Below are 24923 nucleotides of genomic sequence, written 5' to 3' on the forward strand. Positions count from 1 at the left end.
CGTGCTCCTCTTCGTTCCCCGCGTGCTCGGACTGCTCGCATGAGCCTCCCGGCGCAGTGGCGGCTCCTCAGCGACCTCCACCTCGGCGTGTCAGACGAAGACCCCCGCCACCCCGGCAACATACTCCCCGCATTCCTGCACAACGAGGTGGCATAAAAGCGCTGCCCTCGATGACCGATTTGGACCCGGGACGCTGTGCGGGATGACCTGTCCGCCTGTGCCAACAACCAGGTGGGCGGTCCCGGTGGGACCCTGAACATCGACGCGCCCGGCTGTCCCGTGGAGGGCGGCGCCTGAGCCGGAGTCGTGCGCCGGCATTCAGGCACCGCGGGCCGGGGGGAGAGCTGCCAGATCGGGGTGTTCCTGGCGTACTCGGCCCCGGCCGGGGCAGCCTGGCGGCCCCCGGTATCTGGCAGGGCGGGAAGCCGGCCAGGTTTTGTTGGGAAGCCCAGGCCACCTCCGGCCCGGCGTGATAGCCGGTGATGTGGAGGCACGGCCTCTGGCGCGTAATGTGGCTCCCTCACACCCTGTGATTGCCCAGCACGACAAGCTGCCTGTGGTCGCCGCCGGGCATGGTGAAGGTATCAATGTCAGTGCCGGAACGGGCGGTGATCGTAACCGAGTAATTAGCTTGGGCCGCGAGACCCGCTGTCAGTCTGCATTCCGCCGGAAACGGGACGGAACTCCCATGTATAGGAGCCGTCAGCCTTGAGGCTCATGCGCAGGTGACCCCAGGTGTCGTTGAACCTCCGCTCCACGTAGGAGGGGTTGCTGGTGAACTCCCGGAGGTCGATTCCACCAGTAGACACCTGAAATTGCTGCATCCCGTCCGCAACGCACTGGTCCTCGTTGTTAATCGCGCAGGTCCGCTCGTAATTGTGCTGTGAGCCGGACAGCAATATGCGAACGCGGTTCGTCCAGAACACATCAATCCACGGCTTCACCTTAGAGAAGCGGGTATGGCTCGCCGTGTTGCTGGTGAAATACGGATCATGCAGCATAACCGCCAGGTGCTTTCCAGCGGCCTTCGCCGCTTTCAGGTCGGCATCCATCTCCGAGGTCATCGCCTCGGCACGCTTAGAGTTATAACGCCATGTGGCCGTCGGCGCTACAAGAACATGCCAGTTGCCCTTATCGAACGAATACCATTCAAGAGCGTCCTGGAACCGTCCCAGATCTGAGTTAGTCGCGCTCTTCTCCGTTGACACGCACTGCCCATCCATGTACCGGTCAACGTCACTCCGGCCGGGTTCAACATCATGATTCGGGCCAGCGGTCCAGTACGTCTTGGCCTTAGCCGGACCCCACAACTGGTTGTAGGCCTCGAGCGCGGAACAAGTGCCCTTGTCATACTGGAAATCGCCCAGCGCAAGGAAGTTATCCAGCGAACCGTCGTTGAGACCGGCGATGATGCTAGCCGCGTTCTTTCCACTGTTTGACGTGGCCGACGTGTTACCCGAAGGGTTCACATCCCCGGCGGCGGCGAACTCAAACGACTCACCGGATGGCGCCGGGAGAGGGGGAGCTGCCTCATAGACGCGAACCCAATCCACCCGCATTTCGCCGGCCCCGTTTTCGGTGCCGTCCGGGAACCAGTCCAGTTGTAGCGTCTGGTGCATCGGGCCAGGGGGCTGGTGCGCTGGGTCATTGTCCTCAAACCACTTCACACCATCGATGTAGCCGACGACCCCATTCGGAGACCAGTCAAGTGCATAGTTGTGGAACTGGGTAACGTCCACCGCCGTGGACGCCGACGTCGCCGAATTCGCACACGAATAGTGGTGGAAAAACTTGATGGTGCTCCAGTCACCAGACGTCTCCGCGTAGTCAATTTCACCGTCACACGGCCAATTCCTGCTGTCAGGCCACAGGAGCGCCACCATATGGTACTCATTGTCACCCGAGGCCGCGGCGCGGACCTCCCACCGGCCGTACTGCTGCCTTCCAAACTTCGCGCTTATTCCAGCGGTCGTACCGTCCGGTGTTCCGGTAATGACCATTTTGGAACCGTCTACCGTGACCTGCTGGGGACTCCGAATGCCATTTCCCGCGTGCCCGACGCTGTCGTACACGGACCACTTCGCGGCGTCCGGTGCGCCGACATAGTCGAACTCGTCACCAGCGGTCGGCGCGCCCCAGTTAAAGTCTGTCGCGGCCGAGCCTGTCGGTGACGTTAGCGTAGTAGGCGTCGGCGCGGCTGAAGCGGCTGTGGCGGACGGCGCCGCCGTGGTTACTGGCGGCTGCGGCGGAGGAGGCGCCGTGCAGCCTGCCAGTAGGATTGCCGCCACCCCCATAGCGAAAATTCGTCTACCCATACGTCAGATGATATGGGTCCTGCGGCGAGGATGCCTATGGAATCGCGCCCAGATGTTTCGGCTCGTGGAATTGCGGGCAAAACAAAACCCCGCCCTCATGGCTCTCAGCCAGTGAAGACGGGGTTTCGTTGTTGGTGCACCCCCCGGGACTCGAACCCGGAACCCATTGATTAAGAGTCAATTGCTCTGCCAGTTGAGCTAGAGGTGCATCTGTTGTTTTCGTTCTTCGCGGTCTTTTTGTTCCCGCGTTGTTCTCCGCAACGACATGAAACTCTACACGAGTTTGGGCGGCGTGTGAAATCGGGCGGAGCCGTACTCGACGCCACTACCCGGGGAGCGCCAAAACCAGCACAGAATCGGGGTTTTTGTTGTTGTTGAGCACCCATAGGCGGCCGTCCGGAGCCAGGGAAACGTCCCTGATCCTCCCGTACAGCCGTGTGAAATAGCCCACAGGTTCGCCGGCGAATTCGCCGTTCAAGGGAACCTGCCACAACCTTTGGCCGCGAAGCGCTCCAAGGTAGGCCGTGTCGCCGACGATTTCGAGGCCGCTGGGCGAGGATTCTGCCGTCGACGGCCACACCACCTTCGCGTCCAGGAAGCCGGCGCGGTGCGGTGCGCCCGTGACGTCCGGCCAGCCGTAGTTGCCGCCGGGCACGATCAGGTTGAGCTCGTCGTCGACGTCGGGCCCGAATTCGCTCGCCCACAGCCGGCCGGCGCTGTCCCAGGCGAGTCCCTGGACGTTGCGGTGGCCCAGGCTGTACACCGGGTTGTCGCCGAAGGGATTGCCCGGGGCGGGCCGACCCTCAGGCGTGATGCGCAGGATCTTGCCGCCGAGAGCATTCTGGTCCTGGGGCTGGCCGCGGCGCTGCGAGTCGCCGGTGCCGACGTACAGGTAAGTGTCCGGGCCGAACCGGATCCGCCCTCCGTTGTGCGTTCGGGCCTTGGGGATCCCGCTGAAGATGACCTCCGGGGCACCCAGTTGCAGCTTCCCCTCCCTCTCCTCGAGGCGCAGCCGCGCAATCCGGTTGTCGCCGGCGGCGGTGAAGTAGGCGTAGAGGTACCGGTCCGCGGCGAAGTCCGGGGACACCGCCAGCCCCAACAGCCCCCCTTCGCCGTCCGGAACGACGTCGGGCACCTTCCCGAGCGTGCCGGCCCGGCCCCCGCCTGCGCCGGGCGCGATGGTCCGGAGCTGGGCGCTCTCCCGCTCGGAAATGACGGCCGTGCCGTCCGGCAGGAAGACAGTGGACCACGGCACCTGCAGTTCGGCCCCGATCTGTTCGACAACCGTCGGCTGGCCCACGCCCGGCGCGCCCCCGGAGGCGCTGGATCCCGGCGCGCCGGGGGTCGCGGATTCGCTGCCCGCCGGGGGAGCGGTACCGGCAGGAGCGGTGTCACCAGGAGCGGAGTTGCCGCCGGACGTACAACCGCCCAGCAGGATCGCGACGGCGGCCGCCAGTCCAACCCAGCCTCTTGGGCCGGCGGACCGGTGGACCGGAGGCAGGGCGCGGAAAGCGGCTGTTCCACGACGCCCTGCCGCTGGTCTCACCCAGTCGTGGTCCCGACCCGTACTGCGCTCCTTGGCAGCCCCCACGCGTTCCTACTGCCGCGTCCGGCGCGGCGGCCGGAAGCCCGCGGCCTCGGCGTGGGCAGCGGACAGGAACCAGACCTCGGCGCGGGTTTCCTCGAAGGCGGGGCTGGTCTCGTCGTGGTAGATCATTGACGAGGCGTTGCCCTTGACGGTGAAGCCTTCAGGTCCGCTGCCGTCGGCGGCTGGTGCCGCCGAGCCCTCGCCATATGGCTGCTCGGCCGCGAGGTGACCGGTGGGTTCGGCGGGCTCGGCCGGTTCGGCGGGCTCGGCGGGTGCAGCCTCGTGGCTGGCAGCCGTTTCGGACGCGGCCGAGGACATGGCGGTCTGCCGGGTCTCGGCCTCGGCGAGGGGGGATTCTGTCATTGCCGGCGACGGCGGCGTTGCCGGCCCGCCGGTCTTGCCTGCCCCGGCTCCCGCGGCGACCCTGTCATCAGCTGCTGCCGCAGCCTCCGCCTCGGCCGCAGCGGATTCGGCGCCGGGGAGGGTCGGGGCGTGGGGCTCAGTGTACTCAGGGTGGTGCACGGGAACGCCGGCCGCTGCCACTGCCGCCGTACCGGCCGCGGCACCCGCAACAGCGGCGCCGGCGGCGGGTGCACCGGCGCCGTGAACGGGTTCCGGGTGAACGGCCGCATGCGGTTCGGCCGGCGGCGTCTCGGACCACTGGGTTTCCCACTCGGGGCTTTCGGCCGAGGCGGCTTCGGCCGGCGCTGCTTCAGCAGCGTGAGCGGATCCAGCGCCCGCCCCTGCGCCCGATATCTCGGCTGCGGCAGCCGCCGCCGCCGCCCGGGCCTTCATGTGCGCCTCGACGGCTGCCCGGTCCTCGGCCTCGGCAACGGGGTCGGGGGCGGGTTCGGGTTCGGCTCCTGGTTCCGCGTGGTTAAAGCCCGCGGACGCAGGCATCCAGGCGAGTCCGGCCGCCGCCGCTGACGGGGAGGAACCGCCGCCGGACAGGGCTCCGCGGTGGCTGGGGCCGTGGTCGGCGTCGTGCAGGTGGGGAGGTGTGGAATCGTCGGTGCCGGCGGCCCCCGCCCCGGTCTTTGAACCGGCTGAGCCTGCGGAGCCGCGGGAGCTGTTGCGGTTGAGGAGCCACCAGACGACGGCGACAATCGCCACGATAACGACGAGCCAGATGATCCAATCCATAGCAGTGCCCTTCTATCCACAAGGCAAGGTTGCCGTTGTTTGACGGTACGTCCGCCTGAGGGGGCTGTCCACCCTCCTGGCCGCCCGCCCTGTAGCCTCTGTTCATGGATTTCAAGAGACTGCGGATTCTCCGGGAACTGGCTGACCGCGGCACGGTCGGGGCCACGGCCGAGGCAATGAGGGTCACACCCTCCGCTGTCTCGCAGCAGCTCAAGACCCTGCAGGATGAGCTGGGAGTAGTCCTGATAGAAAAGTCGGGCCGGGGAGTGCGCCTCACCGAGGCCGGGCTCGCCATGGCAGGGGCGGCCGCCGAGGTTTCTACTGCCATGGCCCGGGCGGAGGCCACCATTGACACCTACCGGCGCGGCTGGCAGACGCACGTCAAGGCCGCGTTCTTCCCGAGCGCCGCCGAGATGTTCCTTCCCGGTCTCCTGCACCGCGTCAAAGCCATCGACGGTCTCCGCTTCCAGGCGCACTTCGAGGATCCCAACGTGGCCGGCTTCGCGGGATTGACGGCCGACTATGACATTGTGCTGGCACACAGCGTCGACGGGCCAGACGTCTTTGCCCGGCTGGGACTGACAGTGGTGCCGCTCCTGGACGAGCCCCTCGATGTCGCAATCCCCGAGGGCCACGCGCTGGCCGGCAAGGAGACGCTCCGCGCTGCCGACGTGATCGGATTCCCGTGGATGGGCGTGCCGGAGGGGTTCCCGTTCGACACGGTGCTCCGCCAGATCGAAGTGCAGGCCGATTCCCAAGCAGTCCGCGCCCAGCTGTTCCCTGATCTGCGGGTCCTTGAAGCCCTCGTCAGCGCCGGGCATGGGCTTAGCCTGCTGCCGCGCTATACGGCCCTAAAAAACCAGGGGAGGGGCTTCGTGCTGCGCCCGCTGGCCGGGGTCAAGGCCAGCCGCAGCATTGTTGCCCTGGCGCGTCCGGACGTCGCAGCCAGGACCACCATCCAGCAGGTGCTCACCCTGCTCAAGGCCGAAGCGCAGTCCGTCGCCGAGGCGCCCGAGCTGCGTGACGCCGCTCACCTGAACTGAGCATCCGAAGGACCTGAGTCCATCAGGTGAGACGATAGTCCACTATTTGATCGAAACATTCCCGGTTTTCCGCTTAATGCTCGCATTGGGGTCGTTGCCCCCTGTGGCGGAGCCCTAGACTTTCACCCATGAGTGAGGACACCAAAACAGCGACAGCCGCCACGCCGGACATCAAGCCCCGCAGCCGGGTCGTCACCGACGGAATCCACGCCGCGCCCGCGCGCGGAATGTTCCGGGCGGTCGGCATGGGTGACGATGACTTCGCCAAGCCCCAGATCGGCGTCGCGAGCTCGTGGAATGAAATCACTCCCTGCAACCTCTCCCTGAACCGGCTGGCCCAGGGCGCCAAGGAAGGCGTGCACGCCGGCGGCGGGTTCCCGATGCAGTTCGGCACGATTTCCGTCTCGGACGGCATCTCCATGGGCCACGAGGGCATGCACTTCTCCCTGGTGTCCCGCGAAGTCATCGCGGACTCTGTCGAAACCGTCATGCAGGCCGAGCGCATCGACGGCTCCGTGCTGCTGGCCGGCTGCGACAAGTCGCTGCCGGGCATGCTCATGGCGGCCGCCCGCCTGGACCTCGCGAGCGTCTTCCTCTACGCCGGCTCCATCATGCCCGGCTGGGTCAAGCTGGAGGACGGCTCCGAAAAGGAAGTCACCCTCATCGACGCCTTCGAAGCCGTGGGCGCCTGCGCCGCCGGAAAGATGAGCATGGAGGACCTCACCCGGATCGAAAAGGCAATCTGCCCGGGTGAAGGCGCCTGCGGCGGCATGTACACGGCCAACACAATGGCCTGCATCGGCGAGGCGCTCGGCATGTCCCTGCCGGGCTCGGCCGCGCCGCCCTCCGCGGACCGCCGCCGCGACGAGTTTGCCCGCAAGTCCGGCGAGGCCGTGGTCAACCTCCTGCGCAAGGGCATCACCGCCCGCGACATCATGACCAAGAAGGCGTTCGAAAATGCCATCGCCGTGACCATGGCCTTCGGCGGCTCCACCAACGCCGTGCTGCACCTGCTCGCCATTGCCCGCGAGGCGGAGGTCGAGCTGACGCTGGACGACTTCAACCGCATCGGCGACAAGATCCCGCACCTGGGTGACCTCAAGCCGTTCGGCCGCTACGTCATGACGGACGTCGACAAGATCGGCGGCGTGCCGGTCATCATGCGGGCGCTGCTCGACGCCGGCCTGCTGCACGGCGACTGCCTCACCGTCACCGGCAAGACCGTCGCGGAGAACCTTGCGGCGATCAACCCGCCGGACCTGGACGGCAAGATCCTCCGCGCCATGGACAACCCGATCCACAAGACCGGCGGCATCACGATCCTGCACGGCACGATGGCTCCCGAGGGCGCCGTCGTGAAGAGCGCAGGCTTCGACGCCGATGTCTTCGAGGGCACCGCCCGCGTCTTCGAACGCGAACAGGGTGCCCTGGATGCACTCGACAAGGGCCAGATCAAGGCCGGCGACGTCGTCGTCATCCGTTACGAAGGCCCCAAGGGCGGCCCGGGCATGCGCGAAATGCTCGCCATCACCGGCGCCATCAAGGGCGCGGGCCTCGGCAAGGACGTGCTGCTGCTGACCGACGGCCGCTTCTCCGGCGGCACTACCGGTCTCTGCATCGGCCACGTCGCCCCGGAAGCCGTCGACGGCGGCCCCATCGCCTTCGTCCAGGACGGCGACCGGATCCGCGTGGACATCGCCGCCCGCAGCTTCGACCTCCTGGTAGACGAGGCCGAGCTCGAAGCCCGCAAGGTCGACTGGGAGCCGCTCCCGGCCAAGTTCACCAAGGGTGTGCTCGCCAAGTACGCCAAGCTCGTCCACAGCGCCTCCACCGGCGCGTACTGCGGGTGATCGCGGACCCGGGAGGCGGTTCGCGCCGCCTCCCGGGTCCCAGCAGGTGGACGACGGAGTCCAGATAGTGAGACACGAGCGGCGCTCGTTGACACGTGTCTCACTAAGAGGGAAAACTGAACGCATGATCGAGATCGTTACCGCCGGCGTCGCAGTCGTCGTACTTACCAAGCGCGTGGCTCAATAGCCGCAACTGGTAACGAACCGTCACGCGCAAACCCCTCGAAGAGCCGTAAGGCTGAGGGGTTTTTTTATTTCCGCACCACCGGTAACACCAGCATCACGCAGTTCCAGCAGTTCCACGATCACCGAAGATCCCACTGTAGATCCACTAAGGAAGAGTCCGATGAGCAAAGGATCGCCGATCAGCCCCTCGCTGATGGCCACAAAGTCCGCTGGAGCCCCCAAGGCTTCTGAACGCGTCGAACGCCCGGCCGACGCCGGCGTTGACACTGCTGCCGTCTCTCCTGTCCTTGGACCGAACAACGTCGTACCCCCGACGGTGATGACCGGTTCACAAGCAATTGTCCGCTCGCTCGAAGAACTCGGCGTGGAGGATATTTTTGGTTTGCCCGGTGGCGCGATCCTGCCCACCTATGACCCCTTGATGGCTTCCCGAATGAACCACGTTCTGGTCCGTCACGAACAGGGAGCCGGCCACGCCGCGCAAGGCTACGCCATGGTTACCGGACGGGTCGGCGTCTGCATCGCCACCTCGGGTCCGGGTGCCACCAACCTCGTTACCGCCATCATGGACGCCCACATGGATTCCGTGCCGATTGTGGCCATCACCGGCCAGGTCTCCAGCGGGGTCATCGGCACCGATGCCTTCCAGGAAGCGGACATCGTCGGCATCACCATGCCGATCACGAAGCATTCCTTCCTGGTGACCGACCCCAATGACATCCCGCACGTGATGGCCGAGGCATTCCACCTTGCCTCGACCGGCCGCCCGGGCCCCGTCCTGGTGGACGTCGCCAAGGACGCCCAGCAGGGCCAGATGACCTTCTCCTGGCCGCCGAAGGTGGACCTGCCCGGGTATCACCCGGTGGTCCGTGGCCACAACAAGCAGGTCCGCGAAGCCGCACGGCTCATCGCGGCAGCCAGCAAGCCCGTGCTCTACGTAGGCGGCGGCGTCGTCAAGGCGCACGCCTCGGCGGAACTGCTGGAGCTCGCGGAGCTCTCCGGCGCCCCCGTGGTCACCACCCTGATGGCCCGCGGCGTCTTCCCGGACTCGCACCCGCAGCACGTCGGAATGCCCGGCATGCACGGCACGGTCTCGGCCGTGACCGCCCTGCAGCAGTCCGACCTGCTCATCACCCTCGGGGCCCGCTTCGATGACCGGGTAACGGGCGTGCTGAAGTCCTTCGCCCCGAACGCCAAGGTCATCCACGCGGACATCGACCCGGCCGAGATCTCCAAGAACCGCACCGCCGACGTGCCGATCGTGGGCTCGGTCAAGGAGATCATCCCGGAACTCAGCGACGCCCTGCGCGCCCTGTTCGCCGTCTCCGGCACCCCGGACTACACCAACTGGTGGGCCTTCCTGAATAACCTCAAGGAGACCTACCCGCTGGGCTGGACCGAACCCGACGACGGGCTCAGCGCCCCGCAGCGTGTGATCGAACGCATCGGCGCCCTCACCGGCCCCGAAGGCGTCTACGTGGCCGGCGTGGGACAGCACCAGATGTGGGCCTCGCAGTTCATCAAGTACGAACGCCCGCACGCCTGGCTGAACTCCGGCGGGGCCGGCACCATGGGCTACGCCGTACCGGCCGCCATGGGGGCCAAGGTGGGCAACCCTGACCGCGTGGTGTGGGCGATCGACGGCGACGGCTGCTTCCAGATGACCAACCAGGAACTGGCCACCTGCGCGATCAACAAGATCCCGATCAAGGTCGCCATCATCAACAACTCCTCGCTGGGTATGGTGCGACAGTGGCAGACCCTCTTCTACGAGGGCCGTTACTCCAACACCGACCTCAACACCGGCCACGACACGGTCCGGATCCCGGACTTCGTCAAGCTGGCGGACGCCTATGGCTGTGCCTCGTTCCGCTGCGAACGCGACGAGGACATCGACGCCACCATCCAGAAGGCCCTGGAGATCAACGACCGCCCGGTGGTCATTGATTTCGTCGTGAGCCCCAACTCCATGGTGTGGCCGATGGTCCCCGCCGGAGTCAGCAACGACCAGATCCAGGTTGCCCGCAACATGACCCCGGAATGGGAAGAGGAGGACTGAACATGACCCGCCACACACTGTCCGTTCTGGTCGAAGACAAGCCCGGTGTGCTGACCCGCGTCGCCAGCCTCTTCGCCCGCCGGGCCTTCAACATCAACTCCCTGGCCGTCGGCCCGACGGAAGTTCCGGGCATGTCCCGGATGACCGTCGTCGTCGACGCCGACGGCGAGCTCATCGAACAGATCACCAAGCAGCTGAACAAGCTGGTCAACGTGATCAAAATCGTCGAGCTCACCTCCGAATCTTCCGTACAGCGTGACCACATCCTGGTCAAGGTACGTGCGGATGCCGCAACACGGCTGCAGGTTACCCAGGCTGCAGACCTGTTCCGCGCATCAGTGGTCGACGTCTCCACAGAGTCGGTGGTCATTGAGGCAACGGGCCACCCGGAAAAGCTCACGGCGCTGCTCTCAGTGCTTGAGCCTTTCGGCATCCGCGAAATCGTGCAGTCCGGCACTTTGGCCGTTGGGCGGGGATCCCGCTCCATGAGCGACAGGGCCCTACGCTCCGCGTAGAACCCAGCCTAGGGGGAGACCCCGGCGCGAACAGGCCCTGCCGCAGCACCACAGCAGCATTTACAAAAATTTCACCGACAAGCACCACCCAAGAATCCACTCAAAAGGAGACACCCCAGTGACTGAAATGTTCTACGACGACGACGCCGACCTGTCGATCATCCAGGGCCGCACCGTCGCCGTCATCGGTTACGGCTCCCAGGGCCACGCCCACGCCCTCAGCCTGCGCGATTCCGGTGTTGACGTCCGCGTCGGCCTGAAGGCCGACTCGAAGTCCCGCGCCAAGGCCGAGGCCGAGGGCCTGCGCGTCCTCGACGTCGCCGCCGCGGTCGCCGAAGCCGACCTGATCATGGTCCTCACCCCGGACCAGGTCCAGCGCCACGTCTACGCCGAGGACATCGCCCCGAACCTGCAGGCCGGCGACGCCCTGTTCTTCGGCCACGGCTTCAACATCCGCTACGGCTACATCCAGCCGCCGGCCGACGTCGACGTCGCCCTCGTTGCGCCCAAGGGCCCGGGCCACATCGTCCGCCGCGAGTTCGAAGCCGGCCGCGGCGTGCCGGACCTGATCGCCGTCGAGCAGAACCCGTCCGGCAAGGCCAGGGAACTGGCACTGTCCTACGCCAAGGCCATCGGCGGCACCCGCGCCGGCGTCATCGAGACCACCTTCACCGAAGAGACCGAAACGGACCTCTTCGGCGAGCAGGCTGTCCTCTGCGGCGGCGCCTCCCAGCTGATCCAGTACGGCTTCGAGACCCTCACCGAGGCCGGCTACAAGCCCGAGGTTGCCTACTTCGAGGTGCTGCACGAGCTCAAGCTCATCGTCGACCTCATGGTCGAAGGCGGCATCGCCAAGCAGCGCTGGAGCGTCTCCGACACCGCCGAGTACGGCGACTACGTCTCCGGCCCGCGCGTCATCACCCCGGACGTGAAGGAAAACATGAAGGCTGTCCTGGCGGACATCCAGGACGGCACCTTCGCCAAGCGCTTCATCGACGACCAGGACGCCGGCGCCCCCGAGTTCAAGGCGCTCCGCAAGAAGGGTGAGGACCACCCGATCGAGGCCACCGGCCGGGAACTGCGCAAGCTGTTCTCCTGGATCAAGAACGAAGACGACTACACCGAAGGCTCAGTGGCCCGCTAGGCACTGACCGGCAGGGGAGCCGGACACCAACTGGGGTCCGGCTTCCCTGCTTTTCTGCACCACCCGCACCAAAATCCACGCCTGTTATACAAGAGAGCTAAAGAGGTCACCGGTGACAAGCACCAAACCTGTAGTACTCCTCGCTGAGGAACTTTCGCCCGCCACGATCGACGCCCTTGGCCCGGACTTTGAAATCCGCCAGACCGACGGCGCGGACCGTTCCCAGCTGCTCTCTGCGATCGCCGACGTCGACGCGATCCTGGTCCGCTCCGCCACCCAGGTGGACGCCGAAGCCATCGCCGCCGCGAAGAACCTCAAGGTGATCGCCCGCGCAGGCGTCGGCCTCGACAATGTCGACATCAAGGCCGCCACCCAGGCCGGCGTCATGGTGGTGAACGCACCCACCTCGAACATCGTCTCCGCCGCGGAACTGACGGTCGGCCACATCCTGAGCCTCGCCCGCCACATCCCGCAGGCCAGTGCCGCGCTCAAGGACGGCGAGTGGAAGCGCTCCAAGTACACCGGCATCGAACTCTTCGAGAAGAAGATCGGCATCATCGGCCTGGGCCGGATCGGCGCCCTGGTCGCGGCTCGCCTGAAGGGCTTCGACACCAAGATCCTCGCGTACGACCCCTATATCACCTCGGCCCGGGCCGCCCAGCTCGGCGTCCAGCTGGTGACCCTCGACGAGCTCCTTGCGCAGTCGGACTTCATCACCATCCACATGCCCAAGACCCCGGAAACCGTCGGCATGCTCGGCGCCGACGCCTTCAAGAAGATGAAGAGCACGGCATACGTCGTCAACGTCGCCCGAGGCGGCCTGGTGGACGAGGAAGCCCTCTATACCGCGCTGCAAGCCGGTGACATCGCCGGCGCCGGCATCGACGTGTTCCATAAGGAACCCAGCACCGACCTGCCGTTCTTCAAACTCGACAACGTGGTGGTGACCCCGCACCTGGGCGCCTCCACTGACGAGGCCCAGGAGAAGGCCGGCGTTTCCGTCGCCAAGTCCGTCCGCCTGGCCCTGGCGGGCGAACTGGTCCCCGACGCCGTCAACGTCGCCGGCGGCGTCATCGCCCCGGACGTCCGCCCCGGCATCCCGCTGATTGAAAAGCTGGGCCGCATCTTCACCGCGCTGACCCACGCCTCCCTCACGCAGTTCGACGTCGAGGTGGCAGGGGAGATCTCCTCGCTCGATGTCAAGGTCCTGGAACTCGCGGCGCTCAAGGGCATCTTCGCCGACGTCGTGACCGAGCAGGTCTCCTACGTCAACGCCCCCGTGATCGCCGAGCAGCGCGGCATCAACGTCCGCCTCATCACGACGCCGGACACCGAGTCGTACCGCAACGTCCTGACCCTGCGCGGCGCCCTGAGCGACGGCACGCAGATCTCCGTGGCCGGAACCCTGACCGGACCCAAGCAGGTCCAGAAGCTCGTGGGGATCAACGGCTTCGAGGTGGAGATCCCGATCAGCGAACACCTTGTGGTGGTCGCCTACTCCGACCGCCCCGGCGTGATCGGCACCATCGGGCACATCCTCGGCATGAACAACATCAACATCGCCGGCATGCAGGTGGCGCGGCAGGACGAGGGCGGCCAGGTGCTCGCCCTGCTGACCATCGACAGCTCCGTTCCGCAGCAGGTCCTGGACGCCATCAAGGCCGGAATCGGCGCCGACATGGTGCGCGAGGTCGATCTCGAGGACTGATGTCTTCACCGCGGACACCGGCGGCGGGACTGACCGCCGCCGGTGTCCGCGAACGCATGGCTGGTCTGCGTACAATGGCTACGTCCGAATTTCGGATCCGGCCGGCAGCCCGGCCTTTACTTTTGCACACCCGGCAGGGGACGCCTTCAATTCCGCGTGGAATGAACTGTGGTGTGCGCACGCAATCCAGCTTTCAGGAGCCCAATGAACGCCGTCCAGAGGTTCATCAGAAGCAGAGTGCTTCTGCTGACCGCGTCCATTTTGATCGTGGCCATGTGCCTTTCGGTCCTCGTCCAGGGCCAGTCGCAGGCTGCCCTGAACCGGACCGTTGACCAGAATTCGCGGGGGCTCTACGACGTACTCGTCCAGGCCAAGGCCGCTGACGACGGCGGGCTCATGCAGCCGGAAATCGCGGCCGGCCAGGGCGGCATCAGCTTCGAGCAGCTGGACTCCCTCCGCAAGCTCTCCGGCACGTCCGTGGCGGCCCCGATCAGCCTCGTCTCGCGCGTCACCCAGAACCTCGAGTCGCCGCGCCTGGAGGCCACCGACTACCTCGGCTTCAACGCCGGACTCGCCGGCACCGCCGGGGACCCCAGTGCCACCGATCCGAGCAAATGGCCGGCCGCGGAGTCGGTCCTGTCCGACAAGCCCAAATCGTACCGGCTCACCGCAAGCGCTGTCAGCTCCGACGGCCAGTCCGATCACACCCTGTTTAAGACCACGGCCGAAGGATCCCTCGGCAAGGCGCAGCTCATTGAGGAGCAGGTGGCCGGCGGCAAGAACGTCCGCATCGAGGGCCCGGCGGGGGAGACCGGCATCAAGTTCCCGGCCCCGGCCGGCGGCTCCGAGCACAACCTCTTCAACCTCGCCGTCTCGCTTCCGCTCGCCCCGCAGGTGACGGAATCCGTCGTCGCCGTCGACCCCGTCTCCGAGCGCGCCCTGCTGGGCAGCGCCGGTGACTTCCTCGCCCCGCTGGAGAAGGCACCGCCCGCCGACGCCCGCAACGCCGGCGCGATCGGCCGCCACTTCGAAAGCCTCTTCACCACCGGCATCGGCATGGACGAACTGAAGGAAGGCCCCGATTTCCTCGGCGTCAAGCTCAAGTACTGGGCGCCTCTGATGAGCCAGTACCAGCAGGCCAAGCGCAACGGCCTGCTGACCGAAGACTCACAGGCGATTCCGCTGATTGTCCGTTCCGGCACCTCCCTTGACCTCAAGTACTCCGTTAAGATCGAGGAAATCGACGCCTCCGGCAACGTCACCAAGGACGTCGGGACCGTGACCCGCTCGCTGGACAAGGACTACCTGCCGTTCGTTTCCAAGTCTCCGTTCGCCCTGGCCTGGCCCGGGTCCAAAGATCTCACACAGCTGCTCGGCGACACCGGAAGCTTCAGCCAGGGCCTCTACAACCCCGCCACCTGGAGCACGGACTTCGCGTCCGCCCCGAAGTACACGGACGGCGCGACAGCCGGCAACGGCGCCGTGGACAAGAGCGCCACCCCCGGCGACTGGGTCACCGTGAACCGCCTCCCGGAGAAATCCGCCAACGGCGCCCCTGTGGACCAGACCCAGCGCAAGCCCGTCGACGAGCGCTCCTACCGCTCAGACCTTGAAACAGGCAAGAAGCTCGCCACGCCGCTGGCCATGGTCTACGGCACGTTCGACGCCGAGCAGGTCAAGGAGGCGGCCGGCGACGTCAACCGCCTGCCCCTGGGCGGCTATGACCCCACACCGTTCACGCTCACCAAGGACGCCTCCGGCAAGGACGTCGAGAACACCGAGCTCAAGCCCTCGCTCAGCGCCACGGGCCTGGCCAGCCAGTCCGCCGGCGCCATCACCGACTACTACGGCCTCGCCGCCGCCCGCGGCTACGAGGACAACGCCGCCGTGATCGACGCCGTCCGCATCCGCGCCAAGGTGCCCGGCAGCTGGAAGGAAGCCCAGCCCGAGGTGGAGAAGCTCGCCAACGAGATCCGCGACATGGGCCTGCAGGCAACCGTTGTGGCCGGCTCGGCCCGTGAGGACGCCAGCATCTTTGTCCCCGGCTACTCCAAGGACGACGCCGGCAAGGAGTCCCCGCTCGGCACCGTGCAGCAGTCGTGGGTCCGCCAGGACGCCGCGGACGCCGTCTCCGGTTCCCTTACCGCGACCAACTTGACCCTGCTCTTCCTGACCCTTTGCGGTGCCGCCCTGCTGACCGGCGCCTCAACCGTGAGCTATGTCCGGAAACGCCGCACCGAGGCCGGAACCCTGCGCGCCATGGGCTGGACCCAGCGCCGGATCCGGTCCTGGGTGCTCGCCGAATTCGGTGTGGGGGCTGCCCTGCTGGCCATCGCCGGAATCGTCCTGAGCCTGGTCAGCTGGAACCCGGCCACGGCGATCGTCTCGGCCTCCGTGCTGGTGCTTTACGCCGGCGCGGCATTCTTCGCCGCGCAGCAGCTGCGCCACCGCGAGGTGGTGGACCAGGAGCCGCAGCACGATGAACGCCTCATCGCCGTGGACTCGCCGCTGACGTTCGCCAACCGCCAGTTGAGCACCAACAAGTTCAACACCATCTCCCTGGCCGTCGCCGTCGGCGTCTTCGCGGCAGCGGTCGGCGGCATGGTGGCCCTGCTGATCGACATTCCCCGCGCCGCCGGTGCGAGCGCGCTCAGCGGGCTGGCTGCCACGTCCATTGCTCTGCCAAGCATCATCCTTGGACTGTCCGGCGTCGCCGTCGGCCTGCTGCTGACCATGGTCACCGGCCGCTTCGAGCTGCAGGCCAAGCGGCAGTACCTCGGCACGCTGCAGGCCATGGGCTGGAACCCGGACATGCTGGGCCAGGTCCGCCTCTTCGAAAATGCCATGGTGGGGACGGTTGCGCTGCCGCTGGGTATCCTCGGCGCCCTGGGCGTCGGCCTTCTCCTCGCCCCCTATGCCGCGCTCTGGGCCGCTATCGCCGGGCTCGTGGCCGTACTTTGCTGGATTCCGATTGCAACGAAAGTGGTCCGATGAACAACGACCTGAACCTTGACCGTGAGGCTCACGAGCGAATGACGGCAAGCACCCGCCGCGGCGCCCACCAGACGCGCGCCAATACGATCGTGAAGGCCGCCGACCACGCCACGCCGTTGGAGCTCAGCAACATCACGATCCACTACGGCGGCGGCAAGGGCGGTGCCGAAGCCGTCAACGTGGTGGACGACTTCAACATGACGCTGCACGCCGGCGAGATGCACTGCGTCGCCGGCCGCTCGGGCTCGGGCAAGACCAGCATCCTCACCGTCGGCGCGGGCCTGACCCTGCCGACGTCGGGCCGCGTGTTCTGGGAGGGTGACTCCCTCGAAACCATGGGCGACGACGAAATCGCCGACCGCCGCCGCGCCCTCATCGGCTACGTGGACCAGGGCGGCGCCCTGATCGACGGGATGAGCGCGCTCGAAAACGTGCTCCTGCCCGCCGTGCCCGACGGCGAGGTGGACAAGCGCCGCGACATGGCCAAGGACCTCCTGGACCTCGTGGGCCTGGGCCGGCGCATGCGCCACCGCCCGGCCCAGCTCTCCGGCGGTGAACGCCAGCGCGTGGCGATCGCCCGCGCCCTGATCCTGGGCACCCGCGTGCTGGTGGTCGATGAGCCGACCGCGAGCCTGGACCGGTCCGCGGCCAACCGCATCATCAGCATCCTCAAGGACACGACGTCGGACGGGATCGCCGTTCTGGTGGCTTCACATGACCACGAACTTGTCCGTCAGAGCGATACCCTCACCGAACTGATCTAGGTTAAAGCTGTGACCACTTCCGAAAAAACCCCGTTCTACATCACCACGGCCATCAGCTACCCCAACGGCGTGCCGCACATCGGCCACGCCTACGAGGTGATCGCCACCGATGCGATGGCGCGCTTCAAGCGCCTGGACGGCTACGACGTCTTCTTCATGACCGGCACGGATGAGCACGGCCTGAAGATGCAGCAGACGGCGGAAAAGGAAGGCATCCCGGTCAAGGATCTCGCGGACCGCAACTCGGCCGCGTTCCGCCAGATGAGCGATGACCTCGGCATCTCGCTGAGCCGCTTCATCCGCACCACGGACCCCGACCACTATGAGGCGGCCAAGGCGCTCTGGCAGCGGATGGAAGCCAACGGGGACATCTACCTCTCCAAGTACGCCGGCTGGTACTCGGTCCGCGACGAGCGCTATTTCGTCGAGGACGAGACCGAGGTGCAGGCCGACGGCCTCCGCTACGCGTCCGAAACCGGCACCGAGGTGACCTGGACCGAGGAGGAGAGCTACTTCTTCAAGCTCTCCTCCTACCAGGACCGGCTGCTGGCCCTCTACGCGGACCACCCGTCCTTCGGCGCGCCGCACAACCGGTTCAACGAGGTGGTCAGCTTCGTCAAGGGCGGCCTCGAGGACCTGTCGATCAGCCGGACCTCCTTCGACTGGGGCGTTCCCGTCCCAGGCAACCCGGACCATGTCATGTACGTCTGGGTGGACGCGCTGACCAACTACCTGACCGGCGTCGGGTTCCCGAACACCGATTCCGAGCTGTTCCGGAAGTACTGGCCCGCGGACGTCCACGTGATCGGCAAGGACATCTCGCGCTTCCACGCCGTCTACTGGCCCGCGTTCCTGCTGTCCGCCGGGCTGGAACTGCCCAGGCGCGTCATGATCCACGGCTTCCTGCACAACCAGGGCGTCAAGATGTCCAAGTCGCTCGGCAACGTGGTGGCACCGGCGGACTGGGTTGCCCAGTACGGACTGGACCAGGTGCGCTTCTTCCTGCTCCGCGAAGTGCCCTTCGGCGCTGACGGCTCCTACAGCCACGACGCGATCGTGGGCCGGATGAACGCGGACCTCGCCAACAACTTCGGCAACCTGGCCCAGCGTTCGCTGTCCATGGTCGCCAAGAACTGCGACGGCGCTGTCCCCGTTCCGGGTGGATTCACCGCCGAGGACGCCGCGCTGCTGGGCCAGGCCAACGGCCTGCTGGACATTTCCCGCGCCGCGTTCGAAAAGCAGGAGTTCAGCCGCGCCCTCGAGGCCATCTGGAACGTCCTGGGTGACACCAACGCGTACTTCGCCGAGCAGGCGCCCTGGGTGCTGCGGAAGACCGACGTCGAACGCATGAACACCGTCCTGTACGTGACCCTCGAGGTGCTGCGAATCGTCGCCATCCTCGCCCAGCCGGTCATGCCGGCGGCGACGGCGGCCATCCTGGACACGCTCGGCCAGCCGGAGGGGGAGCCGCGCGAGTTCGCCGCCCTGGGCACCCCGATCGTCGCCGGAACTGCGCTGCCCGCCCCGGCCCCGGTCTTCCCGAAGTATGAGGAGCCCGCCGAGGCGTAACCGTCCCGACGCCCGCCGAGGTGAGACTTCGCGCCCCTGTCCTTCGATGACACCGGCGCGAAGTCTCACCTCGACGTCGTTAACCACGCGCCACGCGTTCGAATAGTGAGACGACTTGACCAGCATGTGGATGTCTTGGCTAGGCTGAAAACATGAGCGCATCCACGATTGATCTGGCCGTTATTCCCGGCGATGGCATCGGCCCCGAGGTCACGGCCGAGGCCGTGAAGGTCTTGGAGAAGGCTGCCGCGGCGGAGGGCATCGTGCTGCAGCAGACCCACTACAAGCTCGGCGCCCAGCACTGGCTCGAAACGGGGGAGACCCTGCCGGAGGAAACCCTCGCCGATCTCCGGACCCGCGACGCCATCCTCTTCGGCGCGGTCGGTGCGGCCCCCGGCGACACGCGGATCCCGTCCGGCATCATCGAACGTGAACTCCTGCTCAAGCTGCGCTTCAGCCTGGACCACTTCGTCAACCTGCGGCCCTCACGTTTGTACCCGGGAGTGGCCAGCCCGCTCGCCCATCCCGGCGACGTCGATTTCATCGTGGTCCGCGAAGGCACCGAGGGCCCCTATGTGGGCAACGGCGGCACCCTGCGCGCCGGCACCCCGCACGAGGTCGCCACCGAGGTCTCGCTCAACACCGCCCACGGCGTGGAGCGTGTGGTCCGGGACGCCTTCCGCCGGGCCAACGACCGCCCGCGCAAGAAGCTCACGCTCGTGCACAAGCACAACGTCCTGGTCTTCGCCGGGCACCTCTGGAAGCGCACTGTGGAGGCCGTTGCCGAGGAGTTCCCCGAGGTCACCCATGACTACCTGCACATCGACGCCGCCACGATCTTTATGGTCACCGACCCGGCACGCTTCGACGTGATCGTCACCGACAACCTCTTCGGTGACATCATCACCGACCTGGCCGCCGCGGTCACCGGGGGCATCGGCCTCGCCGCATCGGGCAACATCAACATGGAACGCACTGCCCCGTCCATGTTCGAACCCGTCCACGGGTCGGCGCCGGACATCGCCGGCCAGCAGAAGGCGGATCCGACGGCGGCCATCCTCTCCGCCGCGCTCCTTCTGGACCACCTTGGCTACGGCGCCGCCGCCCGCAAGATCGAAGCGGCCGTCGTCGCGGACGTTGCGGGCCGCGGTAGCGAAGCGCGCAGCACCAGCGCAATCGGTGACGCGATCGCCGCCGCCCTGTAGGCCCCGCCAACGGGCGTAAGCTTGTTTCGAATCACCAAAATGCTGCCGTGGTCCGACGATGAACCACGTTCACACACCAGGCAGCCGACCGTGGAGGAACCATGACTCAGACTGCCCATGGCGTCGAATTCACCCAGCAGCCTTCGGCAACCCCGAAGGCCGCTGAAGAACGTGCTGCCATCCTGGCGAACCCGGGATTCGGCAACTATTTCACCGACCACACCGCGATCGTCGACTACAGTGTCGATGCCGAGGGCAAGGGCGGCTGGCACGATGCCCGCGTTGAGGCCTACGGTCCCATTTCCCTGGACCCCTCCGCCGCGGTGCTCCACTATGGCCAGGAAATCTTCGAAGGCCTCAAGGCCTACCGCCACGCCGACGGCTCCGTCTGGACGTTCCGGCCCGAGGCCAATGCGGCCCGCCTTAACAAGTCCGCCCGCCGCCTGGCACTTCCTGAACTCCCGGAAGAGTACTTCCTGGGCGCCATCCGCGAGCTCGTCTCCGCGGACAAGGAATGGGTTCCCTCCGGCGACGGCGAAGCCCTCTACCTGCGGCCGTTCATGATCGCCACTGAAGCCTTCCTCGGTGTCCGCGCCGCCCGCGAAGTGTCCTTCCGCGTCATCGCGTCCCCGGCAGGGAACTACTTCGGCGGCGAGCTCAAGCCCGTCTCTATCTGGATCTCCCGCCAATACGCCCGCGCCGGCCGCGGCGGAACCGGCGCCGCGAAGTGCGGCGGCAACTACGCCGCGTCACTGATCGCGCAGCAGGAAGCCGAGGCCCACGGCTGCAAGCAGGTGCTGTTCCTGGACCAGTTCAATGACAACGCCGTGGAAGAGCTCGGCGGCATGAACGTGTTCTTCGTGATGAAGGACGGCTCCCTGGTGACGCCCGCGCTGAGCGGAACCATCCTCGAGGGCATCACCCGGATGTCCGTCATCCAGGTTGCCAAGGACATGGGCCGCGAGGTCACCGAACGCAAGATCACCCTGGATGAATGGCGCGACGGCGTGGCGTCCGGCGAGATCGCCGAGGTCTTCGCCTGCGGCACCGCCGCTGTGATCACCCCGATCGGCGTGCTCAAGGACGACACCGAGTTCATCGGCTCCGAGGACGCGAAGGCGGGGGAGACCACCATGGCCATCCGCGAGCAGCTCCTCGGTATCCAGACCGGGGCCGTCGAGGACACCCACGGCTGGCTGACCCGCCTCGCCTAAGCGGCACCGACCAAGGCACAGCAGCGTTCGACGGCGGCTCGGCACCTTTAGGTGCGGGGCCGCCGTCGTCGTTTGTAGTTTGGCCAATAGCCGGACCCGACCGGCCGGAAGCCCCTAGCCGCTCCGGGGGAGGCGGGGGCAGAATATGGCGCATGACCGGCGCCGAGCCGGCGGCCGGCCGGGCTCTGCTGCTCTTCACCTGCCTGGGCCACGTGCTCCTCGGCATCATCCTGGTCCTGTCCGAACGTCGGCTCTGGGGGAGCGCGATCGCCGAGGCCCTGCTGCCGGCCGTTATCGCGGTGCTGCTGCTCGTGTGACGTGCGGCTCGTGTGACTGCCGGTTCGGTGGGAAGATGGAACTGTGATCCCGGACGACCCCCGCGCCATGGTGCGCAGCACAGAGCTGACCCGCTTCAGGCTCGCCCCGAACCCGGGGCCGATGAGCCTGCACGGGACCAACTCCTACGTCATTGCGGCCCCCGGAGCGGCCGGTACCGTCGTGGTGGATCCCGGCCCGCTTGATGAGCCGCACCTGCAGGAACTGGCCCAGGCCGGCGCCGTCGAGCTCATCCTGATTACACACCGGCACGCGGACCACACGGCCGCCGCCGCCAGGTTCTCCGAATTGACCGGAGCACCCGTGCGCGCCATGGATCCGGCCCACTGCCACGGGGGAAGTCCCCTGGCCGACGGCGAGGTCATCCACGCCGCCGGGGCGGAAATCAGGGTTGTGGCAACGCCTGGGCACACGTCGGACTCGGTCTGCTTCCACCTGCCGGACGACGGCGCCCACGGCTCGGTCCTCACCGGTGACACGATCCTGGGCTTCGGAACCACGGTCCTGGACTACCCCGACGGCACCCTGGGGGACTACCTGGCCTCCCTGGACCGGCTGGAAAGACTGGGCGCCGCGACCGTGCTGCCGGCCCACGGGCCCACGCTGCCCGCGCTGGACACAATTGTCCGCGCGTACCGTGACCACCGGGAGGACCGTCTCTCGCAAATTCGTTCCGCCCTCGCAACCCTTGGCGCGGCCGCCGAGGTGGCAGAAGTGGCGGACGCCGTTTACGCCGCCGTCGACCCCGCAGTACGCCCCGCGGCGGAACTCTCCGTGGCCGCCCAGCTGCACTACCTGCGCCTGGACAGCGGCCGGGACCGCGGCACCGCCTAGTCCGCCGGAGACGGTACGCTTGGAGCCATGCGTATCGCCCGGTTTGTAGTCGATTCTGATCCCCTCTACGGCATTGTTGAAGGTGAGCCCGGCAGTGAGGAAGTCACTGTCATCAACGGCGACCCCTTCTTCCACGGCGTCGAACGAACCGCCGTCCGGCACAAGCTGGAGGACGTGCGGCTGCTCGCCCCGATCATCCCGCGCAGCAAGGTCATCGGCGTCGGCCGCAACTTCGTGGAGCACGCCCGGGAACTCGGCAACGAGGTCCCGGCGCAGCCGCTGCTCTTCCTGAAGCCCAACACGTCCGTGGTCGGACCCAACGATCCGATCATCCTGCCGGAGTTCTCCGAGGAAGTGTCCTTCGAAGCCGAGCTCTGCGTCGTGATCGGCCGGATCTGCAAGGACGTCCCGGAGGAGCGCGTCGACGACGTCATCTTCGGCTACACCTGCGGCAACGACCTCACCGCCCGCGACGTCCAGAAGACGGACCTGCAGTGGGCCCGGGCCAAGGGCTTCGACACCTCCGCGCCGCTGGGGCCGTGGATCGAGACCGAGCTGAACACCGAGGACCTGCAGATCCAGGGCCGCCTGAACGGCGAACTGCGCCAGGACGGCAGCACCAGCCAGATGATCCGCGGCGTCCGCGAACTCGTCTCCATCGTCTCGCAGGCCTTCACCCTGCTGCCCGGCGACGTCATCATGACCGGCACCCCCGCCGGCGTCGGACTTGTTACGGCCGGCGACCGCTTCGAGGTCGAAATCGAGGGCATCGGCCGCCTCTCCAACCCGGTGGTCCGCCGCTAGCGATTTTCGCGCCGGTTTCGGACAGCCGCCCCGTGGATCCACGGGGCGGCTGTCCGTTTTCGCAGCGGAAACCGCGGGCACCCGGCACCGATGGGGGTTGGTAATGTTGGTACCACTATGACTACTCCTTCTGCGCCCGACGCCGTCTCCAGCTCCGCCCCCAGCGTGACCAGCGAAGTCACCGCTGACACCCCGGTCCGTGTCCGGTTCTGCCCGTCGCCCACCGGCACCCCGCACGTCGGCCTGATCCGCACCGCCCTGTTCAACTGGGCCCACGCCCGCCACACCAAGGGCACCTTCGTGTTCCGCATCGAGGACACGGACGCGGCGCGCGACTCGGAGGAGAGTTACCAGCAGCTGCTCGAGGCCCTGAAGTGGCTCGGCATCACCTGGGAGGAAGGGGTGGAGGTCGGCGGGCCGCACGAGCCGTACCGCCAGTCGCAGCGCCTGGACCTCTACAAGGACGTCGTCGCCAAGCTGATCGACGCCGGCTACGCCTACGAGTGCTACTCCTCACCGGACGAGGTCGAGGCCCGCCACCGCGCCGCCGGCCGCGACCCCAAGCTGGGCTACGACAACTTTGACCGCGAACTTTCCGAGGAGCAGCTCGCGGCGTTCAAGGCCGAGGGCCGCCAGCCGGTGCTGCGCGTCCGCATGCCCGACACCGATGTCACCTTCACCGACATGGTCCGCGGCGAGATCACCTTCAAGGCCGGCAGCATCCCGGACTACGTGATCGTCCGCGCCGACGGCTCCCCGCTCTACACCCTGGTCAACCCCGTCGACGACGCGCTGATGGGCATCACCCACGTGCTCCGCGGCGAGGACCTGCTCTCTTCCACGCCCCGCCAGGTGGTGCTGATCCGCGCGCTCATGGATATCGGTGTCGCCAGCTACCTGCCGGTCTTCGGCCACCTGCCGTACGTCATGGGCGAGGGCAACAAGAAGCTCTCCAAGCGCGATCCGCAGTCCAACCTGTTCCTGCTCCGGGACCGCGGCTTCATCCCGGAAGGGCTGCTGAACTACCTCTCCCTGCTCGGCTGGAGCCTCTCCGCCGATGAGGACATCTTCACGGTGGACCAGCTGATCGAAAACTTCGACGTCAACGACGTGCTGGCCAACCCGGCCCGCTTCGACATCAAGAAGGCCGAGGCCATCAACGGCACCCACATCCGGATGCTCGACGCCGAGGACTTCCGCGGCCGGTTGGTCCCGTACCTGCGCGCCGCCGGGTTCGTCGGCGACACGCTCACTGCCCGCCAGGAGGAGATCCTCGCCGAGGCGGCCCCGCTGATCCAGGAGCGCATCTCGCTGCTGGGCGAGGCTCCCGAGATGCTCGCCTTCCTGTTCAAGAACGACGACGCGATCGACGTCGCGGACGACGCCCGCAAGGGGCTTCCGGAGAACCTCACCGAAGTGCTCGACGCCGCACTGGCCGCGCTCGAGCCCATCGCCGACTGGAACGCCGAGAGCATCCAGGCCGCCCTTAAGGAGGCCCTGGTGGAGGGACTCGGCGTCAAGCCGCGGCTGGCCTTCGGCCCGGTCCGCACGGCCGTCTCCGGCCGCCGGATCTCCCCGCCGCTGTTCGAATCCATGGTGATCCTGGGCAAGGATTCGTCCCTGGCCCGGCTGCGCGCTTTCCGCGGCTGATG

Annotated in this window: 18 protein-coding genes and 1 tRNA gene; 15 read left to right on the forward strand and 4 right to left on the reverse strand. The window is 66.9% G+C overall.

All coding sequences use genetic code 11. The annotated features are described in order from the left end of the window. Nucleotides 1-626: 626 nt before the first annotated feature. The 4 genes from AC1DF4_RS12985 to AC1DF4_RS13000 form a co-directional block, all read right to left on the reverse strand. Nucleotides 627-2315, reverse strand: a complete 1689-nt coding sequence (locus tag AC1DF4_RS12985) for a family 16 glycosylhydrolase (RefSeq protein ID WP_476913286.1) — start codon at nt 2313-2315, stop codon at nt 627-629. Nucleotides 2316-2447: 132 nt separating this feature from the next. Next, a tRNA-Lys gene (locus AC1DF4_RS12990) sits at nt 2448-2523 on the reverse strand. A gap of 117 nt (nt 2524-2640) precedes the next feature. Next, entirely contained in the window at nt 2641-3861 is a 1221-nt protein-coding gene (locus tag AC1DF4_RS12995; protein ID WP_476913287.1) for a PQQ-dependent sugar dehydrogenase, read from the reverse strand. Nucleotides 3862-3912: 51 nt separating this feature from the next. Continuing rightward, on the reverse strand, nt 3913-5046 hold the full coding sequence (locus tag AC1DF4_RS13000) for a sunset domain-containing protein (RefSeq protein WP_476913288.1): 1134 nt from the start codon (nt 5044-5046) through the stop codon (nt 3913-3915). A gap of 104 nt (nt 5047-5150) precedes the next feature. Here AC1DF4_RS13000 and AC1DF4_RS13005 point away from each other — a divergent pair, with 104 nt between their 5' ends. From AC1DF4_RS13005 to gltX, 15 genes are all read left to right on the forward strand, one after another. After that, entirely contained in the window at nt 5151-6089 is a 939-nt protein-coding gene (locus AC1DF4_RS13005; protein WP_476913289.1) for a LysR family transcriptional regulator, read from the forward strand. Between the two features lie 128 nt (nt 6090-6217). Beyond that, on the forward strand, nt 6218-7939 hold the full coding sequence (gene ilvD / locus AC1DF4_RS13010) for a dihydroxy-acid dehydratase (RefSeq protein ID WP_476913290.1): 1722 nt from the start codon (nt 6218-6220) through the stop codon (nt 7937-7939). 346 nt (nt 7940-8285) lie between these two features. Beyond that, on the forward strand, nt 8286-10184 hold the full coding sequence (locus AC1DF4_RS13015) for an acetolactate synthase large subunit (protein ID WP_476913291.1): 1899 nt from the start codon (nt 8286-8288) through the stop codon (nt 10182-10184). A gap of 2 nt (nt 10185-10186) precedes the next feature. Then, nucleotides 10187-10699, forward strand: coding sequence for an acetolactate synthase small subunit (ilvN, locus tag AC1DF4_RS13020; protein WP_069952167.1), 513 nt, complete (start codon nt 10187-10189; stop codon nt 10697-10699). A gap of 118 nt (nt 10700-10817) precedes the next feature. Further along, on the forward strand, nt 10818-11843 hold the full coding sequence (ilvC, locus tag AC1DF4_RS13025) for a ketol-acid reductoisomerase (protein ID WP_441406550.1): 1026 nt from the start codon (nt 10818-10820) through the stop codon (nt 11841-11843). A gap of 112 nt (nt 11844-11955) precedes the next feature. Beyond that, a complete protein-coding gene (serA, locus tag AC1DF4_RS13030; protein WP_476913292.1) occupies nt 11956-13551 on the forward strand; it encodes a phosphoglycerate dehydrogenase in 1596 nt (531 codons plus the stop codon). 204 nt (nt 13552-13755) lie between these two features. Further along, entirely contained in the window at nt 13756-16545 is a 2790-nt protein-coding gene (locus AC1DF4_RS13035; protein WP_476913293.1) for an ABC transporter permease, read from the forward strand. Further along, nucleotides 16542-17309 (forward strand): ABC transporter ATP-binding protein, encoded by a 768-nt coding sequence (locus tag AC1DF4_RS13040; RefSeq protein ID WP_441406547.1) that lies wholly within the window; start codon nt 16542-16544, stop codon nt 17307-17309. Before AC1DF4_RS13035 ends, AC1DF4_RS13040 begins: the two co-directional genes overlap by 4 nt. A gap of 9 nt (nt 17310-17318) precedes the next feature. Next, a complete protein-coding gene (metG, locus tag AC1DF4_RS13045; RefSeq protein ID WP_476913294.1) occupies nt 17319-18878 on the forward strand; it encodes a methionine--tRNA ligase in 1560 nt (519 codons plus the stop codon). A gap of 152 nt (nt 18879-19030) precedes the next feature. Further along, a complete protein-coding gene (locus AC1DF4_RS13050; RefSeq protein WP_476913295.1) occupies nt 19031-20083 on the forward strand; it encodes a 3-isopropylmalate dehydrogenase in 1053 nt (350 codons plus the stop codon). A gap of 101 nt (nt 20084-20184) precedes the next feature. Then, on the forward strand, nt 20185-21297 hold the full coding sequence (locus AC1DF4_RS13055) for a branched-chain amino acid aminotransferase (RefSeq protein WP_476913296.1): 1113 nt from the start codon (nt 20185-20187) through the stop codon (nt 21295-21297). A gap of 152 nt (nt 21298-21449) precedes the next feature. Beyond that, nucleotides 21450-21614 (forward strand): hypothetical protein, encoded by a 165-nt coding sequence (locus AC1DF4_RS13060; protein WP_476913297.1) that lies wholly within the window; start codon nt 21450-21452, stop codon nt 21612-21614. A 67-nt stretch (nt 21615-21681) separates the two neighbouring features. Next, nucleotides 21682-22467 (forward strand): MBL fold metallo-hydrolase, encoded by a 786-nt coding sequence (locus AC1DF4_RS13065; protein WP_476913447.1) that lies wholly within the window; start codon nt 21682-21684, stop codon nt 22465-22467. Nucleotides 22468-22494: 27 nt separating this feature from the next. Then, nucleotides 22495-23271 carry a fumarylacetoacetate hydrolase family protein gene (locus AC1DF4_RS13070; RefSeq protein WP_476864973.1) on the forward strand — a complete coding sequence of 259 codons (777 nt, stop codon included), beginning with the start codon at nt 22495-22497 and terminating at the stop codon, nt 23269-23271. Between the two features lie 117 nt (nt 23272-23388). Then, complete coding sequence (gltX, locus tag AC1DF4_RS13075) at nt 23389-24921, forward strand: glutamate--tRNA ligase (protein ID WP_476913298.1); 1533 nt, start codon at nt 23389-23391, stop codon at nt 24919-24921. Nucleotides 24922-24923 lie beyond the last annotated feature (2 nt).

It is taken from the genome of Arthrobacter sp. 05N429, from assembly GCF_056397045.1.

What these genes read in the sequence shown, in the direction of transcription:
- AC1DF4_RS13055 (WP_476913296.1), top strand. Translation starts at nt 20,185, where the DNA reads ATGACTCAGACTGCCCATGGCGTCGAATTCACCCAGCAGCCTTCGGCA.
- AC1DF4_RS13005 (WP_476913289.1), top strand. Translation starts at nt 5,151, where the DNA reads ATGGATTTCAAGAGACTGCGGATTCTCCGGGAACTGGCTGACCGCGGC.
- AC1DF4_RS13060 (WP_476913297.1), top strand. Translation starts at nt 21,450, where the DNA reads ATGACCGGCGCCGAGCCGGCGGCCGGCCGGGCTCTGCTGCTCTTCACC.
- AC1DF4_RS13015 (WP_476913291.1), top strand. Translation starts at nt 8,286, where the DNA reads ATGAGCAAAGGATCGCCGATCAGCCCCTCGCTGATGGCCACAAAGTCC.
- AC1DF4_RS12985 (WP_476913286.1), bottom strand. Translation starts at nt 2,315, where the DNA reads ATGGGTAGACGAATTTTCGCTATGGGGGTGGCGGCAATCCTACTGGCA.
- gltX (WP_476913298.1), top strand. Translation starts at nt 23,389, where the DNA reads ATGACTACTCCTTCTGCGCCCGACGCCGTCTCCAGCTCCGCCCCCAGC.
- AC1DF4_RS13050 (WP_476913295.1), top strand. Translation starts at nt 19,031, where the DNA reads ATGAGCGCATCCACGATTGATCTGGCCGTTATTCCCGGCGATGGCATC.
- ilvN (WP_069952167.1), top strand. Translation starts at nt 10,187, where the DNA reads ATGACCCGCCACACACTGTCCGTTCTGGTCGAAGACAAGCCCGGTGTG.
- AC1DF4_RS13000 (WP_476913288.1), bottom strand. Translation starts at nt 5,046, where the DNA reads ATGGATTGGATCATCTGGCTCGTCGTTATCGTGGCGATTGTCGCCGTC.
- ilvD (WP_476913290.1), top strand. Translation starts at nt 6,218, where the DNA reads ATGAGTGAGGACACCAAAACAGCGACAGCCGCCACGCCGGACATCAAG.
- AC1DF4_RS13070 (WP_476864973.1), top strand. Translation starts at nt 22,495, where the DNA reads ATGCGTATCGCCCGGTTTGTAGTCGATTCTGATCCCCTCTACGGCATT.
- AC1DF4_RS13065 (WP_476913447.1), top strand. Translation starts at nt 21,682, where the DNA reads ATGGTGCGCAGCACAGAGCTGACCCGCTTCAGGCTCGCCCCGAACCCG.
- AC1DF4_RS13035 (WP_476913293.1), top strand. Translation starts at nt 13,756, where the DNA reads ATGAACGCCGTCCAGAGGTTCATCAGAAGCAGAGTGCTTCTGCTGACC.
- AC1DF4_RS13040 (WP_441406547.1), top strand. Translation starts at nt 16,542, where the DNA reads ATGAACAACGACCTGAACCTTGACCGTGAGGCTCACGAGCGAATGACG.